Raw genomic sequence first — 18,615 nt, forward strand, 5'->3', positions numbered from 1 at the left:
TTTCTTTATATTTCTTCGAGAAATTCAACCATATCACAAACATTCTTCAAGGGGACCAAATGGTCCTTGACCAGAATGTCAAATTCCGAGATCAGACTGCCTGCAACCAGCAAAGGTACATCCAGACAATCCATCACCTTTTCAATAATTTTATTCACATCCTTACCCAGGTTCAGCGAGGTTAATACAATAAAAGCATAGTCGGGTTGGTAAGAACCAATCACTTTTTTTATGTCATTATAGGGAATTTCCTGTCCCAGATACAATGTGTCATGGCCGCATTTCTTCAACAGATAGCGGGTAAAAAGCAAGCCTGTCTCATGCATTTCGGCCTCAGGGAGAAAAAGCAGAAATCTTTTGGGTTCTTCTTTATGCGGCTTTTTGACTTTATCGATGCAAACAATAATCTGGTCCCGGATCAGATTTGATGCAAAATGTTCATGAGAAGGATCGATTGTCCCGGTTTGCCACAACATCCCCACCCGCTTCATAAAAGGAAACAAAACAACATCCATCGTTTTAATCAATCCCATTTCTTTAATGCAGCCAGAAAGGATTTTAGAAAAATTTTCCTCATCATATTTCAGGGTTGCATCCGCCAGGTTCAATACCTGCACCTGATCATTGTTCCAGTCTGTTTTTAGCTGGGTAACCAGATCGCTGATCTGCTTCAGGCTCATTTTGGCAATTTTGCTGATCTTATAGCCATTTTCATTAAGAGCTACAATATTCAGAAGCATTTTAAGATCTTCTTCATCGTAGAACCGGATATTGGTTACAGTTCTCTTCGGGGGCACCAGGTTATACCTTGTTTCCCATGCCCTTATGGTATGCGCTTTAATACCGATCAGGCCCTCTATGTCGCTAATTGAAAATCTTCTCACTTTAGTATTTACAACAAATGTTAAACAACTTTGTTTAAAATACAATTATTGTTGAACATTTATTAAAAACATGGCCACACATGCCCCTAAAGTGGGCTAATTAAAGGATCAGGAAAAATATTCTGCAGATCAGTTTACCAAAGGAGAATCTTCCGGATCCAGATTCAACAATTTAAACTGTTTCTCCAGATCAAAAGCATTTTTCCCCGAGCGTTGGTCTTTACCCCCGCCGGCCACAATAGCCCAGTTACACCAATTACTGGCCGGGGCATAATCGATCAGTTTATCCTGAAAGTACGCAGCGCCCCTTACCCAGCTGATCTTTAAGATATAAATCAAAAAAGTAGCCGTAAGCAATCTTGCAGGATAAGGAATAAAACCCGTTTCGTTGAGTTCCTTCATGTAATTGTCTACCACCGGATGCCCGGTACGTCCCTGCTTCCACTGATCCAGCAAATCTTTTTCTTCTTGCTCAGGACTGGATTGCTCAAAATCCAACTGGGCATCATTAAAGAAATCGAGTCCATGTTTTTTAAACATAAACCTGAAGTAATCCCGCCAAAGCAAGCCTAAAAGAATCTGGTTAAAATTTTGATTAGTTCCGAATTTATCTTCCGCATCTTTCACCAACCAGTACACCATTCTTGGGGAAAGACAGCCATGGGCCAGCCAGGCTGAAAGTTTTGAAGAGAATGCTGGTAAACCAGCCGCTGCCTTGCCTTGTATTTTTTGATAAACCAAAGAACCTTCTTCCAGCAAAGCATTCAGATGTAGCAAACCTTCCCGCTCTCCGCCCCTTAAAAAAGGATCTTCGCCACCAGCATCATTCAGCAAAGGCAGTTCACCCCAATCTTCCAGTTCGGTAAAATTAATTACTTCAGGAGCAAGGAAACATGCTTTTACGATGGCATCCCGCTCGGTTTTCTTTTTAAACTGGGTAAAAACATCAGGAATGTCCTTAATTGGAAAAGGCAGGTCCTCTTTATTGTATAAAGTATGACCAATAAAATGTCTCAGATTAATTCTCAATTTCCAGAGCTGGTCTTCCACATGAGCAGAAATCTCTGTTTCCTCAGGTCCAACCTCCCGATGGTGATAAACCTCGGCGATGTCGTAGCGTTCCACAAGTTCAGGTAACAATTCCTCGGGCCTACCTTCAAGAACCAACAGGTTTCCTCCAAGCTTTTGAAAAGAAGATCTCAAATCAGCAATACTTTCCCTTAAAAACTTTTGACGAAGCAGGCCTGATTTCAATGTCCCATGTGTGGTCTGTTCTACGTAACGGGGATCAAAAACATAAACCGGCAAAATACTATCCGATTTAGCAATTGCCTCCACCAGCATTTCATTGTCATGCAAACGGAGGTCGTTTCTAAACCATACCAATATTTTCTTGAGTTTAATCAAAGCAGGAACTTCTTATCAGGTAACTCACAAAAATAAAGTATTCCATCTCCTAAAACTAACGGCAAGCGTAATATTTACACTAGTAAAACAAATTTTCAGTTATAAAAAACAAAAAACCTATTCATTGGTTATCCATGCACATAAAACCATGCATGTCCGGATGATTATATTTACAAAAATATTCAATGGTCTAAAATGGACGATCTCACGAGTTTCGCGTACCAGTGATCATAGCCTTATTCGCTGAACGCTAAAAAAAATGTCATGGAAAAACATATTTTAATAACAGGTTCGACTGGAATGGTCGGAAAGGCGCTTTTAAAGACTTTGTTAAAAAGAGGGCACCGTGTTTCCGTACTTTCCAGAAAACCCTTAAAAATAAAAGGGGTCACTGTTTACCTTTGGGATGTTTATGAAGAAAAAATAGACAAAAACTGCTTGAACGGTATCGATACCATAGTGCATCTGGCAGGTGAAAATATCGCAGAAAAAAAATGGACAAAGGAACGAAAAAGGCAAATTATAGAAAGCAGGACCAAATCGGCCGCCCTTCTTTACAAAACCATACTTGAACAACCCAATCAGGTTAAAAGTTTCATTTCCGCTTCTGCGGTAGGTTACTATGGAGACTGCGGCGAAGAGATCCTGACAGAAGAAAGCGATAATGGCTATGGCTTTTTAGCATCCTGCTGCAGAGAATGGGAAAATGCTGTAGATAAGGGAAAAACATTGAGTTTAAGAATTGTGAAACTAAGAACAGGTTTCGTCCTTCAGAAAAATCAGGGCGGATTAGCCGCTATGGAAAAACCCATTCGTTTTTTTGCGGGCGCTGCCCTTGGAAACGGTCAACAATGGGTTCCCTGGATCCATATTATAGATATGGTGCGCATTTATTGTTATGCCATAGAGCAGAACCTGATGATGGGCAGTTACAATGCCTGTGCACCTTATCCGGTCACAAATAAAACCCTGACCAAAAGCATTGCTAAAAATCTTCACCGTCCTGTTTGGCCATTTAATGTCCCTGAAAGCCTCCTTAAAACCATTCTTGGAGAAATGAGTATTGTTGCACTGATGAGCACGAATACTTCAGCCCAAAAATTGCTGGACTCGGGATTTACATTTAACTTTACCCAACTGGACACCGCTTTAAAAGACATTTATCATTCCTGACCCATTTTTGGCTTCGTCGATATTGGCCAACCCATAAGTATGAAAAAACAAATCAGCATCTGCTGGCTGCGAAGAGATCTTAGACTACACGACCATGCCGCTTTATATCATGCCTTAAAAGATAAACAGCCGGTACTGCTCCTGTTCATTTTTGACACAAAAATTTTAGACCGCCTGGGACAGAAAGATGATCCCAGAATCAGTTTCATTCATCGGACACTGGAAACGATCCACCAGGAGCTTGGAAGCCTGGGCTCTTCCTTGTTAGTAAAATACGGCAAGCCTGAAAAGATTTGGGCAGAGGTCCTTGAAGAATATGAGGTTAAAAAAGTTTTTACAAATAAAGACTATGAACCCTATGCAAGGGAAAGAGATGAGCTGCTAGCCGAATACCTGAGGTCGGAAAATATCCCTTTTGAAACTTTCAAAGACCAGGTCCTGTTTGAAAACAAAGAGATCCTCAAAGAGGACCAAAAGCCCTATACTGTTTTCACACCCTATTTCAAAAGATGGCGGCAAAAACTTGATCCATTTTATCTGAAAGCCTACCCGGTTAAAAAATACCTGAAAAACCTTGTCCAGATCGAAAAACTACCTTTTCCCAGCCTGAAAGAAATTGGCTTTCAAAAATCCGATTACAGCTTTCCCAATATTAATTTCGAGCATAAACTTTCCGGATATGAACAAAGAAGGGATTTTCCGGCAGACGACGCCACTACCCATATTGGTTTGCACCTTCGCTTCGGAACCCTGAGTATACGCCATGCTGCAAAAACAGCCATCCAGCAGGGGGCTGAAAAATGGCTTTCAGAACTGGCCTGGAGAGACTTCTACATGATGATCCTCTGGCATTTCCCACATACTGCCCACAGCGCATTTAAACCTGCTTACAACAGGATCCGGTGGAGAAATAATGAAACAGAATTTGAAGCCTGGTGTAAAGGGACTACCGGGTACCCAATAGTTGATGCAGGAATGAAGCAACTCAATCAAACGGGCTATATGCACAATCGTGTCCGTATGATTGTGGCCAGCTTTCTGACCAAACATTTGCTTATTGACTGGAAATGGGGAGAAGCTTATTTTGCAGAAAAACTACTGGATTACGACATGGCAAGTAATATAGGTGGCTGGCAATGGGCCTGTGGATGTGGCAATGACGCCGCCCCTTATTTCAGGGTTTTTAATCCGGAACTTCAGGCTAAAAAATTTGATCCTGAAAACAGGTACATACACCAGTGGGCACCAGAATATAAAGAAAAAAAGCATGCCCAACCCATAGTTGAACATGCTTTTGCAAGAGAAAGGGTTTTGAAAGTCTTTAAAGAAGCCCTTAATGAAACCTAAATTCTTTTTTAGTTGGTGACCCCAATAAGCTGCAGGTCAAAATCAAGAATAGAATTGGCAGGAATAGATACCCCTCCAGCGACTGTAGTTGGCCTGGCTGTTGTACCGTAAGCCTGTGCTGAAGGTGCAATAATCCGTACCTTTCCACCTTTCTGAATCAGCGGAACAATTTCTCTCCATGCAAAGACCAGACTACCCAATGGACTGGAAAAAGACCCATCAGATTTTCCGTCAAATACGGTTCCGTCGATCAGACGCCCTGTATAATTGGCATTGATGGTTGTGCCATCATTGATCACATCCGACCCACTTCCGGGATCCGTGATGACATAATAGGTGCCTGAAGCTCTTTTCACAGCGCCGGTAATTCCTTTAGCAGCAATAAAAGCCTTGATCAAACGATCATCCAGATCAGCTTGCTTTTTTTCAGGAAAAGTGGTTATGGTCAGATCGATCAGTTCATTCGAAGGCACATTCAGTGTCGTATTCCCATTTCTTCCAAAAGCCAGGTAAGAAGGCAACAGGATTCTGGCTGAACCACCTGGTTTGAGCAATTGCAAGACTGTGCGAATGGCCGGAATACTTAAGCCCCCGTAATTCGTCGTAACCGATGTCCCGATCACCTGAACTATAGGATAGGTAAAACTATTGGTATAGCCCACATAAGTACCCAAATTGGCGGTTGCAGGGCTGGAATAATAAACATTTGAACTGGAAAGGGATTTTAAGCTAATGTTATATAAAACCGAATCTGTGGTTTTATACAAATCGCCGGTACCAGCATTGGTAATGGAGTAATAAAACCCACTGTCATCTTTTGGCCCCACATTCAGTTTGTTTGCAGAAATAAACTGCTGAAGTTTTGCATCGTCAGTATCCTGAATATTTTCATATTCTTTTTTACAGGAACCTAGGAGAACGATCAGGCCAACTAAGACCAGTGTATAGGATGCAGATATCTTTTTAAGCATTCTTTATTATTTTATGGTTTTGGGTTATTTGTGTTTGGTTCAATTCTCGGTTTTACATCCACCAGATTAATGTTAAAATCAAGTACAGAATTGGGTGGTATGGTCCCCACCTGACGGTTAATATAAGCCATTGTTGAAGGGATGATCAACCTCATCTTCCCTCCTTTTCGGATCAGTGGAAAACCTTGCTCCAGCCCCTGGAACAAACTTCCCAATATAAGTATACGCGGGGTTGTGGTTGCCACAGAATCAAACGCCTTTGGCTGTCCCAATACACGGCCATCATAAAACACCGAAAGTGTATCTTTCACCTTCAGTACATCGGTACCTGTCCCTGGGTTTATGATCTGGTAAAACAATCCGTTACTTTGTTTAAACTCTGTTAATTTCTGGTCTGCTATGTATTGTTGGATAATTTTTGTGTCGATTTTCAATTGCGCTGCCCTGATATCTTCATATTCCGTCTCATCTTTTCCACAGGAAGATAATACCATTGCAAATGCAATCGCAACAAATAAAATCTTGTTTTTTAACATAGTGCACAAAAATAGTCTTTTATTAGGGATAGAACAATTTTTAACCATTTTTAACAATTCCATAAAAAAGGCGTTCCCGGAACCCAGGAACGCCTTGTCACAATTCTCTTTACTGTTAATAACAATATTTATTAGCTGCAATCAGTTCTTGCGCCACTTTTTGACGCAATTCTTTCACATTAAAAGCCTCCATTTTAGTGAACCTGCGAAGTCCGACCATCATCATCCTCAGCTCATCCCCTTCAGCAAAAGCCCACAAAGCTTCTTTACCTGCTTTTTGCAAGGCATCCACTGCTTCCACAAAATAAATGCGCATCAGGTTCAGCTGGCCTTCACAAGCTTGCTCGCCTTTCTGGCTCACCAGCTTTTCCGTTCTCAGCATCGCTGATTCCGCCACATAGACATAACTGGCCATATCGGCAATGTTCATCAAAATTTCCTGTTCCTTAGACAGGCTCATCATTAATTTCTGAACCGCAGCACCAGCTACCATTAAAGTTGCTTTTTTCAGGTTTTTCAGAATTTTCTTTTCTGCAGCAAACAACGTATCGTCTTCTTCTCCAAAATCAGGAATAGACATCAGCTCCCCGGCTACTGCAGTTGCAGGCGTCATCAAATCGAGTTCTCCCTTCATTGCCCGTTTCAACATCATATCCACGGTCAGCAAACGGTTAATTTCATTGGTACCTTCAAAAATACGGTTGATCCTGGCATCGCGATAAGCCCTGTCCATTGGCGCCTCAGCAGAAAAACCCATTCCGCCATAAATCTGAACCCCTTCATCTACCACATAATCCAATGCCTCTGAGCCCCAAACTTTCAGAATAGCACATTCTACGGCAAACTGTTCAGTAGATTTCAGTTTTGCCTTACTCGCGTCCATTCCACCAGCAACCAGTGCATTATAAGCATCGTCGATATTCTGCCCTGCCCGGTAATTTGCCGACTCTACCGCATATACCTTACTTGCCATTTCTGCAAGTTTATAACGTATGGCACCATATTTTGAAATCGGCCGGTCAAATTGTATCCTTTCATTGGAATAGTTCACCGCAGTACTAATGACCGCTTTGGATGCACCAACAGCGGCCGCAGCCAGTTTAATCCTTCCGATATTTAAAATATTTACTGCAATCTTAAATCCATTCTGACGCTCAGAAAGCATATTTTCCACAGGCACCGGACAATCGTTAAAGAATACCTGACGGGTAGAAGAACCCTTAATACCCATTTTATGTTCTTCCGGGTTCATGGTGACCCCTCCAAAATTACGTTCTACGATAAAGGCCGTTAAATTGGCGTCATCATCAATTTTAGCAAAAACAATAAACACATCTGCGAAACCACCATTGGTGATCCACATCTTTTGTCCATTGATCAGATAATGCTTGCCATCGGCACTCAGTTTTGCTTTTGTTTTACCCGAATTTGCGTCAGAACCTGAATTGGGTTCAGTGAGGCAATACGCGGCTTTCCATTCCCCGGTTCCAAGTTTAGGAATATATTTCGCCTTCTGGGCTTCATTTCCATAATACAGAATCGGTAAGGTACCAATACCCGTATGGGCAGATAAAGCCACAGCAAAGGAGTGACCCGCCCCAATGACATCTGCAACCAGCATAGAGGTATTAAAATTTTTGCCAAAACCTCCGTACTCTTCCGGTATAGATACACCCAGAATACCTAAAGCACCCGCCTTATCCATTAGTGAAGGCATTAAACCTTCTTCCTGGTTGTCAATACGGTCCAGGTTAGGATAAACCTCTGTGCTTAAAAAATCACGGCAGGTCTGTGCGATCATCTGCTGTTCTTCATCAAATTCTTCAGGAATAAAAACCTCCTGGTAAGTGGTATCCTTAATCAGGAATTCACCACCTTTAATCGTTTGTTTTTCTGTAGTTTCCATATTAACTTATCTTCAAAGTACGGCCCGGGGGCCCGGTCCTGTATCTTTATTTAACTTTTTACAACATTTCAAAAATTCCTGCCGCGCCCTGGCCACTGCCCACACACATGGTCACCATGCCATATTTCTGTTTGCGTCTTTTAAGTTCATTGAACAATTGAACAGAAAGTTTCGCACCGGTACAGCCCAGGGGATGTCCAAGGGCTATGGCGCCACCATTTACATTCAGGATCTCTTTATTAATACCCAGTTCCCTAACCACGGCCAAAGATTGGGAGGCAAAAGCCTCGTTCAGTTCAATGAGTTCCAGTTGATCCAGTTTCATTCCTGCCTGTTTCAAAGCCTTTGGTATGGCATAGATGGGACCGATTCCCATAATTCTTGGAGGCACCCCAGCAATCCCATAACTCACCATTCTGGCAATTGGCTGTACACCGAGTTCTTTTAATTTACTTTCTGAAACGACCAGCACAAAGGCTGCCCCGTCAGAAGTCTGGGAAGAATTACCTGCCGTAATACAACCATCTGCAGCAAAAACAGGCTTCAATTTGGCCAGTTTTTCTATAGAAGTATCTGCTCTGGGCCCTTCATCGGTATCCACTACATAACTGCGTGTCTGTTTCTTTAAATTGGCATCCAGATAATTCTCTGTCACTGTTATGGGCAATATGCCCTCTTTCAAGTGTCCGTTTTGAATCGCTTCCACCGCCTTGCGGTGAGAATGATAAGAAAATTCATCCTGATCCTCCCGGCTCACTTTGTATTCTGTTGCGACTGCTTCGGCCGTTAAACCCATACCCCAGTACCAGTCAGGGTTCTTTTTAGCAACATCGGCATTGGGAACGACTTTCCAGCCACCAAAAGGCATACCTGACATCACTTCTACCCCACCAGCGATAATACAATCGGCCATGCCACTTCTGATTTTAGCCACGGCGGTGGCTATGGTTTCCAGCCCCGAAGCGCAATACCTGTTCACGGTTACCCCGGGTACCTTGTCTGTATCGAGCCCCATCAGGGAAATCATTCGGCCCACATTCAGGCCCTGTTCTGCTTCCGGGGTCGCATTACCGACAATCACATCATCGATTTGCTCTTTATCCAGGTTGGGCACAGATGCCACCAGTTCCCTGATCACTTCAGCGGCCAGATCGTCCGCTCTTGTAAAACGAAATACACCCCTTGGAGCCTTGCCCACGGCTGTACGATATCCTGCTATAATATATGCTTCCTGCATGTTTATGTCTTTTTAAAATAATGAATTAGTTTCTCAGTGGCTTGCCCTTGGTTACAATACTCTGTATGCGTTCCAGGGTTTTTCTTTCCCCGCAAAGTGACAGGAATACTTCTCTTTCCAGGTCCAGCAAATACTGTTCGGTAACTTCTGTTGGTGAAGAAAGGTCCCCCCCACACATGACCCAGCCTAGTTTTTCTGAGATTTTTTTATCATGTTCCGAAATATAATGACCAGAATACATGGTATTTGCACCAGCATACACAATTCCCAGACCTTGTTTACCCAAAACCCGGATGTCCTTGCGCCTAACTGGCTGGGTATACCCAGCTTCTGCCAATTCAATGGCCTTCGCTTTGGCATCAGCGATTAAGCGGCTCCTGTTCATACTGATGGAATATTTGTCTTTCTGTAAGTAGCCCAATTCAAAGGCTTCAACGGCCGAAGTCGATACTTTTGCCATTCCTATGGTTAGGAAACGGTCTTTAAGTGTGTTCTGTACAATCTGATCTTCTTTATATTCATCCGAAGCACGCAGGGCAAACTCTTTGGTTCCACCCCCTCCAGGAATCACGCCCACACCAAATTCAACCAGCCCCATATAGGTCTCTGCATTTAACTGCACATGGTCTGCATGAAGGCTAAATTCGCAGCCTCCGCCAAGGGTCAGGTTATGTGGCGCGACCACGACCGGAACAGAAGAATAACGGATGCGCATAGAAGTATTCTGGAAAGTACGGATCGCCAGGTTCAGTTCGTCCCATTCCTGTTCTACGGCCATCATAAAAATCATTCCCACGTTAGCCCCGGCAGAGAAATTAGCCCCGTCGTTACCAATCACCACGCCCCTGTATTCTTTTTCGGCCAGATCAATGGCCTTATTGATGGCCTGCAGCGTATCCCCTCCAATGGTATTCATTTTTGAGTGGAATTCCACGTTCAATATGCCATCGCCAAGGTCAATAATGGAAGCACCTGAGTTTTTCCAGATCGTTTTATTTGCACGAAGGTTATCCAGTACAATAAAATCTGCAGCACCCGGAAGCGCTTTATAACTTTTGGAAGGAATATCATAATATTTTTTTATCCCTTCTTCGACCTTGTAAAAAGAATCATGACCAGCGGACAACATGTCCAGCACCCAGGCTGCAGGTTCATGGCCATAGCCTTTCATTCCCTCAACTCCGGCCTTAACGCCAACAGCATCCCAGATTTCAAAAGGACCTAAATCCCAGCCAAAACCAGCCCGCATGGCGTCATCAATACGGTAAAGCTCATCGGAAATTTCGGGGATGCGGTCCGAAACATATTCAAAAAGACCAAAGGAAGAAGCCCTGAACAATTCCGCTGCTTTATCTTTTCCTGCTGCAAAAACCTTCATCCGTTCCTTTACATTTTCAATAGTTTTGGTCAGGTCCAGCGTTGCAGATTTTACTTTTTGCTGAGGGCGGTATTCCAGTGTCTTCAGATCCAAGGCCAGAATCTCTGTTTTACCTGAAGCATCCTTGGTTTTTTTATAAAAACCCTGGCCGGTTTTATCTCCCAGCCATTTGTTTTCATCCATTTTCTGTACATAAGCCGGAAGCTTAAACAGGTCATGGGCTTTGTCCTGCGGACAATTGTCATAAAGGCCTTTGGCTACTTTGACCATGGTATCCAGTCCAACCACATCGGTCGTGCGGAAAGTCGCCGATTTAGGTCTTCCCAGGGCAGGGCCCGTAAATTTATCCACCTCTTCTACGCTCAGGTCCATTTTTTCCACCAGGTGTAATAAGGCCATAATGGAATAAACCCCAACGCGGTTGGCAATAAACGCAGGAGTATCTTTACACAATACGGTTGTTTTTCCAAGAAACTTATCTCCGTAATGCATTAAAAAACCTACAATTTCCGGTTTAGTGTGCGGAGTTGGAATGATTTCCAGTAAACGGAGGTAACGCGGCGGATTAAAAAAGTGCGAACCACAGAAGTTTGCTTTAAAATCATCCGATCGGCCTTCGGCCATCGAGTGTATGGGTATACCTGAGGTATTGGAGGTCACCAGGGTACCCGGCTTGCGGTGCTGTTCCACCTGCTCAAATACTTTTTTCTTAATGTCCAGGTTTTCGACCACAACCTCTATAATCCAGTCGTAACCTGCAATCCTGTGCATATCATCTTCAAAATTACCAGTGGTAATTTTATTCAATACTTTTTTTGAATAAACCGGGGACGGATTGGTTTTCACAGCCGATTGTAAAGCTGTATCTACAATGCTGTTCCTCGGGCCCTCTTTGGGCACAATATCCAGCAACAATACCTCGACACCTATATTCGCAAAGTGACAGGCAATACGTGAACCCATAATACCAGAGCCCAGAACTGCTACCTTATTTATCTTTTTGTTTATCATCATCTGTAGTAATTGTATATGCTAAAGTAAGTTTATTCAATTTTTGCAGGGTCGCAATCAGGTTGTTCTTTTCCTGTATGCTCAAATTTTCATTCAGGTATTCATTAAAAGAAATAACCACTCCTTTGGCCATCTGCCTCTTTTGCCGGCCGAGCTCAGTCAGGAAAACTTTTACAGAACGCTTGTCCCCTTCGGAAGTCTCCCTATAAATCAACCCCATTTCTTCCATATTGTTTAACATTCTGGATAAACTTGTTGCTTTTACCCCCAGCAAGCCGGCAAGCTTGGAAACCGCCGTACCTTCCTTTTCGATATTAATCAACACATAACCAATGGCTTGGGTAATTCCAAATCCCGAAGCAATCTGGTTATAGGCGTTAGAGACGTTTTGCCAAACGACCTTTAAAAAATAATCTACTGTTTCCTGCTGTTTCATTAATTATTATGCTTGCATAACAAAGCTAATGAATATTAACTTTTAAAGCAAGCATAATTTTGTCAAAAAAAAGCATAAAAAAAAGCTGCATCCTTTCAGATGCAGCTTTCTAAAACTGTTATTTACAGACTAGTATAAAGTAAATTCTACCCTTCTGTTTTTCTGACGTCCTGCAGCAGTTTTGTTTGTTGCAATTGGTTGGTTTGGACCATAACCAGTCGCTTCAATTCTGGAAGGATTTGCACCCTGAGAAACCAGGTAAGCTTTCACAGACTCTGCTCTGTCTTTAGACAATCTTAAATTTAAAGCCATAGAACCAGTGTTATCGGTATGACCAGCCAGTTTAAGGCTAAAGTTTTTCTCTACCAATAAAGCAGCTACCCTGTTTAAAGTTGGATAAGATTTTGCTCTGATGGTTGCTTTTCCTAAATCAAATTCAAGATTTTTGATCGCTTCATTAACGATTTTTCTATCGGCTTCTGTAACGATTACTTTTTCTTTGATCACTGGAGCAGGAACCACTAATGGACAACCTGAACCATCAACAACAGTTCCTGAAGGTGTATTTGGACATTTATCCAGTTTATCAGCAACACCATCACCATCGCTGTCTTTCAATAGGTCAGCCATTTCTGATCTTAAACGTGCATTGTCTGCTTTTGCAGCATCAAGGTCACCTTTTAAAGCATTAGCAGTTTGTTTTGCCGACAAAGCTTCTTCGTAAGTTAAAGCTACCGGATTGTGCCAAGCCAATTGTTTTCCGCTACCCAGAGAGAATTCTAAACCTGCATAAGCGTAATTGTATTTGTCATTAGCTCTTCCCTGACGTACACCGTCCAGGTTGTCACCATCCACAAAGTTCACAGTCCAGCCTAAATCAAAGTTGATTTTTTCAGATACCCTGAATTTAGCACCGATACCCACCGGAATAATTAATTCTTTAATGGTTTTACCACCTGCATAATCAACCGTTGTTCCGGCATTCGAAGTAACTTTTGGTTTATAACCCGCTAAACCGGCACCACCAGAAGCATACAATTGTAATGCATTTTCTTTCTGGAACATGTCAATATTAAACAGGTTCACCACAGCATTTAAACTTCCTGACCAGGTTAAATTGGTTTCAAAACTTTTGATACCGTTGTTGTTAACTGCTCCACTTTTGTAAGCTTCAGAGTTGTCTCCTTTTAATTTACCTCTTACCCCGTCTAATCTCAAAGAGAAATAAGGTGTAAATTGTTTTTTGATATACAATCCGTAACCAAGGCTGCTGGAGTGTTTAGAGAAATCATTTTCTCCGCCCAATGGAGAAATAGGGGTAAGCACACCCGCGTTTACGCCTATTGACCAGGTATTTAACGTGGCCGAAGATTTAACCGGTTCCTGCGCCTGCGCGGAGTTACCGATCAATATTGCAGCTACAGCTACTGGAAGGCATTTAAATAGATTTTGTTTCATAATTAATTTTTTCTTGGTATATGAATAAAAACCGTACCAATTCTCAAAAATTAGTGAAACTTGTTGAAATGTTGAAATCTTTTACCAGCCTATCGCCGTATCATCGCCTCTTGGGTCTGCCCCTCCCTGATAGTAGCCCCATGGAGTGTGCAAAATAGCATCCACTCTTCCAATCGGGCCCCTGGGTTTGATCAAGTAACCTTTTGCCTTTAATTTTTGTTCCGTCAGACTGTCCAAAGCATTGTCTTCAGTTTCGATATCGTCCGGAAGCCATTGGTGATGAAATCTTTTTGCACTTACCGCCGCCTGCATGCTCTTATCGAACTCAATAACATTCAGTATGGTTTGAAAAACAGAAGTAATAATGGTGGAACCTCCCGGCGTTCCAACGACCATAAAAAGTTTTCCATCCTTTTCAATAATCGTCGGGGTCATGGAACTGAGCATCCGCTTGCCTGCTGCAATTGCATTGGCCTCACCGCCCACCAGACCATACATATTCGGTGCACCTGGTTTAACCGAAAAATCGTCCATTTCATTATTCAGCAAAAAGCCCGCGCCTTTGACCGTTACGCAGGCACCATAAGAACCATTTAAGGTCGTGGTAATGGAAACCGCATTTCCTTCCCGGTCCACGATGGAATAATGGGTCGTCTCTTCATGCTCTGCCGGGCCAATTTCACCGGCTTTAACCACCGTGCTCAAATCTGCCTTGTTCCAGTTAAACCCCGACATGCGTTTTTTGATATAAGCCTCACTCGTGAGCGCTGTCTGAGGCACTTTATAAAAGTCCGGATCTCCCAGATAACTGGCCCGATCTGCATAGGCACGGCGTTCTGCCTCCACCATCAACTGTACCGTAGAGTCGGCATTATGCCCCCATCTCTTCAGCGGATAAGACTCCACCGATTTCAACAACTGTACCAGTGCAATACCTCCACTGGAAGGTGGCGGCATTGTAATGATCTTGTAGCCTTTATAATTACCGGTAACCGGCTTCCGCCACACAGCCTGATAATTTTTTAGGTCCTGGGCGGTAATAATCCCTCCGCTGCGTTTCATTTCTGCAACAATAGAATCGGCTACAGCCCCCTGGTAAAAACCTTTTCTTCCCTGGTCTCGGATCAGCTCCAGGGTATGTGCAAGTTCTTTCTGCACCAGTTTATCCCCAGCGGCCCATTTTCCTTTTTTCACCAGTGCCGTTCCCAAAGGGTTCAGCTCGGTAAAACGGTCATGCAGCTCATTTAATTCCCGGGCCTGTCTTTCGCTCAGCTGGAAGCCATCGGCCGCAAGTGCTATGGCTGGCTCCAGAAGTACTGCCCATTTTAATTTCCCATATTTCTCATGGGCCTCCACCATACCGGCAACCGAACCCGGTACACCGGCCGCAAGGCCTCCGTATAAACTCTTATCTACAATGGGCTGTCCCTGGGCATCCAGGTACATATCCCTTGATGCCCCTGCAGCTGCTTTTTCCCGATAATCCAGTGTATTGACTTCTCCTTTAGCCGAACGGTATACCATAAATCCACCCCCGCCTATATTCCCCGCATTAGGGTACACTACTGCCAGCGCGAATTGCACCGCTACTGCCGCATCCACAGCATTTCCACCTTTTTTCAAAATGTCAACCCCGACCTTGGAAGCTTGCTCTTTTGCAGAAACCACCATTCCGTTGCGGAACTCTACACTATTTTTTTGCCCCAGCTGCCCGCCCGCACAACCTGGAAACACCACTGGACCAACAAATAAAACTGCCCAGAGGACAAAAGAATTACGCTTTATAATTTTCCGCATCTTTATAGATTTTCTCAATAACCGCACTGTTTTTTTCCAGGATCACTTTTCTTTTCAAACTGAGTTTTGGTGTCAGCTCCCCGCCATCAATGCTCCACTGTTTTTCCAGTAAGGTAAAACGCTTCACCTGTTCCCACTTGCCAAAATCCTTGGAACTGAAGGCCACAATCTGCTCAAATTTTTCCATGACCTGCGGATTTTTAATCATTTCCGCATCTGTAGTGTAGGTAATCCCCTTTTTTCCGGCCCAAGTTTTTAAGGCTACAAAATTTGGGACAATCAGTGCTGCTGGAAATTTACGGTTTTCTCCCAACACCATTACCTGTTCCACCAAAGGTGTTTCTTTGAATTTATTTTCCAGCATCTGGGGTGCTACATATTTACCCCCCGCGGTTTTAAAGATTTCTTTTTTTCTGTCTGTAATTTTAAGGAACCTACCCCCTACAATTTCACCTATATCCCCAGTATGGAACCAGCCATCTGCATCAATGGTTTCGGCAGTCAGGTCATCCCGCATATAATACCCTTTCATAATATCATGTCCACGGGCCAGTACTTCACCGTCTTCGGCAATTTTTATTTCCACACCTTTAATCGCAGGTCCCACCGTTCCAAACATGGTGTTGTCAAAGTGGTTCACCGTAATCACCGGAGAGGTTTCTGTCAACCCGTAACCTTCAAAAACCGGCATCCCCGCTGCCCAGAAAATCCGGGCCAGCCTGGGATTTAAAGCTGCACCACCCGATACAATGACAATGATGTTACCACCCAGGGCTTCCTGCCATTTTTTAAAAACGAGTTTACGGGCAATGCCCAGTTTAAAATCATAAAACCAGCTTCTTTTGGTTTCAAATTTTTCAGCCAGTGCTACAGACCAGAAAAAGATCCCCCTTTTGATTCCTTTGAGCTCTTTTCCTTTTTCCATGATTTTTTCATATACCTTTTCCAGTAAACGGGGTACTGTAGAAAAAGAATTTGGCTTCACGTACTGAATATCGGCGACAATGGTATCCATGCTTTCTGCATAATAAATGCTCACATTCGAGTAGATATACAGATAGACAATCATCCGTTCAAAAATATGCGATAAGGGCAGAAAACTTAAACCTTTTTCCAATCCCTCGGGCAATAGTACTGCTGAGTTTTCAAAATTTTTGACCAGGTTATCATGAGTCAGCATCACTCCTTTAGGTGTGCCGGTTGTCCCCGAAGTATAAATCAAAGTCAGGATATCATCTGCGGTAACCGCATTTCTATAACTGTCCAGATCAATTTCAGGATGTTGTGCACCAGCTTCAGTAAGTTCTTTCCAGTGTGCTGCGCCTTTTACTTCATCTATGGTATAGATATCTATTTTTTGTCCTGATTCTGCAACAACAGCTTTAACTTTGTTATAAAGTGCTTCATCGGCTACAAAAATGACACTGACTTCAGCATTTTTAAGAATAAATTGGATGTCATGTTCTGCTAAAGTCGGGTACAACGGGATCTGATAAGCCCCAATCTGCATGATGGCAAAATCGGTCATGTTCCATTCAGGCCGGTTGTGTGACATGACTGCAATACGAGAACCTTTACCCAGTCCCTTATGTACCAAACCCCGGCTCAAATCGTTTACAATATCCACAAACTCACGTGTACTGTAGCTTTGCCATTTACCTGCTGTTTTTCCGCTTACAAAATCATCTTTAGGGAATTTATCCAAATTGTATTGGAGGAGATCGAATACTCTTGTGATGCTTACTGACATAAAATTTTAACTAAGTTGCTTCTCAAATCTAGGAAATAAAATTCTCTATTTCCGCATCACTCCAACTTTAGTTCCATTCCAATCAGGAAACAATACTTTGTCATTATTTAAAGACAGGTGCTGGTCTGCCACCTCACTAAATACAGCCCTGAAGTCAGTGGTAACGGGCAAATCCCTTCCATCTTCCAGGTTCTCCACCGCCAGTTCTGCCACTTTTCCGTGCACCAGTCCCCCATTAACATCATTACCCAAAATAAAATTACAGGAGCCCCGGCCATGATCAGTTCCACCTGTTCCGTTCTGGTGAACCGTTCGTCCGAACTCGGTCATACTCATTAGGGTCACATCGTCCTGATAAGTCCCCAAATCTGTCCAGAAAGCTGTAATACAGTCGCTCAGGTCTGTTACATTTCTTGCAAAAATGCCTGTATCTGCCCCCTGGTTAAAATGGGTATCCCAACCCTGCGACTCTGTAAAAGCAACCTCCAGCCCTACATTCATTTTAATCAGCTGGGCAACCTGTTTGAGGGAATTTCCCAGGGCTGAATTTGGATAGACAGCTCCTCCTGATGGCTTATAATTTTTTGTATCTGCTTTCTGCAGCATTTTCATCGCTTCAAAACTTTCTTTACCAGTATCTTTTAAAAGATCTGATGAAGTCTGGTCGTACAGGTCTTCAAAACTCTGGGAAACCAGGGTATTCCCTTTAGGGTTGCCCCGCATCTGTAGTGCAAAATCCTGTAAATTGCTCACTGCGACAGCCTGATTATCTCCATAAAAAGACCGGGGCAGCGAGGACGTAATGCTCACCGCAGTGAAGGGGGTCGTCCCCGCCCCGTCATGGCCCAGCAAGCCTACCGCCCGGTTGAGCCAACCACTGGAAGTCCCTTTACGGAAAGGTGTTCCCGATTCCATATAATCCTGTGCATCAAAATGGGACCTGGAATTATTGGGCGACCCGATCCCATGGACAATGGCCAAACGTTTATCGCGGAATAAAGGCTCCAGGGAAGCCATGGCCGGGTGCAGGCCAAAACGTCCGTCCAGATCGATCAACGGTTTTGTTGCTGCTCCTTTAGCCGCCGAAACAAATAAGGTCGGCCTTGCTGCCTGCAGGTAGGAATCGGTAAAAGGGGTTACCGCCATCAGTCCGTCCATCGCCCCCCGCTGAAAAATACAAACCAGCGTTTTTTTGCCTTTATATAAATTTTTAGCTTTTTCACTGGCTGCCGCTTCCGCGATAAAGGCTGGAATTCCACCCATTAAGCCTATACCCAACAGGGCCAGTCCACCTGATTTTAAAAATCCTCTTCTAGATGTCATG

General features: G+C 43.3%; 14 protein-coding genes. 2 read left to right on the plus strand and 12 right to left on the minus strand.

Translation table 11 applies throughout. The annotated features are described in order from the left end of the window. Positions 1 to 5: 5 nt before the first annotated feature. Positions 6 to 884, minus strand: coding sequence for a MerR family transcriptional regulator (locus B0O44_RS21620; RefSeq protein ID WP_245943765.1), 879 nt, complete (start codon positions 882 to 884; stop codon positions 6 to 8). A 129-nt stretch (positions 885 to 1,013) separates the two neighbouring features. Beyond that, the gene (locus B0O44_RS21625; protein WP_245943766.1) at positions 1,014 to 2,291 is read right to left on the minus strand and encodes a DASH family cryptochrome; all 1,278 of its coding nucleotides are present in this window, start codon (positions 2,289 to 2,291) and stop codon (positions 1,014 to 1,016) included. A gap of 264 nt (positions 2,292 to 2,555) precedes the next feature. Between B0O44_RS21625 and B0O44_RS21630 the strand changes: the two genes are divergently transcribed. Together B0O44_RS21630 and B0O44_RS21635 are read left to right on the plus strand one after the other, a co-directional pair. Next, a complete protein-coding gene (locus tag B0O44_RS21630; protein WP_110834186.1) occupies positions 2,556 to 3,464 on the plus strand; it encodes a TIGR01777 family oxidoreductase in 909 nt (302 codons plus the stop codon). A 39-nt stretch (positions 3,465 to 3,503) separates the two neighbouring features. Next, on the plus strand, positions 3,504 to 4,811 hold the full coding sequence (locus B0O44_RS21635) for a cryptochrome/photolyase family protein (RefSeq protein ID WP_110834187.1): 1,308 nt from the start codon (positions 3,504 to 3,506) through the stop codon (positions 4,809 to 4,811). An 8-nt stretch (positions 4,812 to 4,819) separates the two neighbouring features. Here B0O44_RS21635 and B0O44_RS21640 read toward each other — a convergent pair whose 3' ends face one another. The 10 genes from B0O44_RS21640 to B0O44_RS21685 form a co-directional block, all read right to left on the minus strand. After that, on the minus strand, positions 4,820 to 5,782 hold the full coding sequence (locus B0O44_RS21640; protein WP_110834188.1) for an FKBP-type peptidyl-prolyl cis-trans isomerase: 963 nt from the start codon (positions 5,780 to 5,782) through the stop codon (positions 4,820 to 4,822). Between the two features lie 11 nt (positions 5,783 to 5,793). Continuing rightward, the gene (locus B0O44_RS21645) at positions 5,794 to 6,318 is read right to left on the minus strand and encodes an FKBP-type peptidyl-prolyl cis-trans isomerase (protein WP_170123386.1); all 525 of its coding nucleotides are present in this window, start codon (positions 6,316 to 6,318) and stop codon (positions 5,794 to 5,796) included. A 115-nt stretch (positions 6,319 to 6,433) separates the two neighbouring features. Beyond that, entirely contained in the window at positions 6,434 to 8,224 is a 1,791-nt protein-coding gene (locus tag B0O44_RS21650) for an acyl-CoA dehydrogenase family protein (RefSeq protein ID WP_110834190.1), read from the minus strand. A 58-nt stretch (positions 8,225 to 8,282) separates the two neighbouring features. Then, on the minus strand, positions 8,283 to 9,461 hold the full coding sequence (locus tag B0O44_RS21655; protein WP_110834191.1) for an acetyl-CoA C-acyltransferase: 1,179 nt from the start codon (positions 9,459 to 9,461) through the stop codon (positions 8,283 to 8,285). A 25-nt stretch (positions 9,462 to 9,486) separates the two neighbouring features. Beyond that, positions 9,487 to 11,850, minus strand: a complete 2,364-nt coding sequence (locus tag B0O44_RS21660; RefSeq protein ID WP_110834319.1) for a 3-hydroxyacyl-CoA dehydrogenase/enoyl-CoA hydratase family protein — start codon at positions 11,848 to 11,850, stop codon at positions 9,487 to 9,489. Beyond that, positions 11,828 to 12,286, minus strand: coding sequence for a MarR family winged helix-turn-helix transcriptional regulator (locus B0O44_RS21665; protein WP_110834192.1), 459 nt, complete (start codon positions 12,284 to 12,286; stop codon positions 11,828 to 11,830). Before B0O44_RS21665 ends, B0O44_RS21660 begins: the two co-directional genes overlap by 23 nt. A 129-nt stretch (positions 12,287 to 12,415) precedes the next feature. Continuing rightward, complete coding sequence (locus tag B0O44_RS21670) at positions 12,416 to 13,744, minus strand: DUF6089 family protein (RefSeq protein ID WP_110834193.1); 1,329 nt, start codon at positions 13,742 to 13,744, stop codon at positions 12,416 to 12,418. An 81-nt stretch (positions 13,745 to 13,825) separates the two neighbouring features. After that, positions 13,826 to 15,541, minus strand: coding sequence for a gamma-glutamyltransferase (gene ggt, locus B0O44_RS21675; RefSeq protein WP_110834194.1), 1,716 nt, complete (start codon positions 15,539 to 15,541; stop codon positions 13,826 to 13,828). Beyond that, on the minus strand, positions 15,519 to 17,291 hold the full coding sequence (locus tag B0O44_RS21680; protein ID WP_110834195.1) for an AMP-dependent synthetase/ligase: 1,773 nt from the start codon (positions 17,289 to 17,291) through the stop codon (positions 15,519 to 15,521). Before B0O44_RS21680 ends, ggt begins: the two co-directional genes overlap by 23 nt. A gap of 45 nt (positions 17,292 to 17,336) precedes the next feature. Then, a complete protein-coding gene (locus B0O44_RS21685) occupies positions 17,337 to 18,614 on the minus strand; it encodes a DUF1501 domain-containing protein (protein ID WP_110834196.1) in 1,278 nt (425 codons plus the stop codon). Position 18,615: the final 1 nt, after the last annotated feature.

Origin of the sequence: Pedobacter nutrimenti, from assembly GCF_003208655.1 — a bacterium.
In the GTDB taxonomy this organism is placed as follows: Bacteria; Bacteroidota; Bacteroidia; order Sphingobacteriales; family Sphingobacteriaceae; genus Pedobacter; species Pedobacter nutrimenti.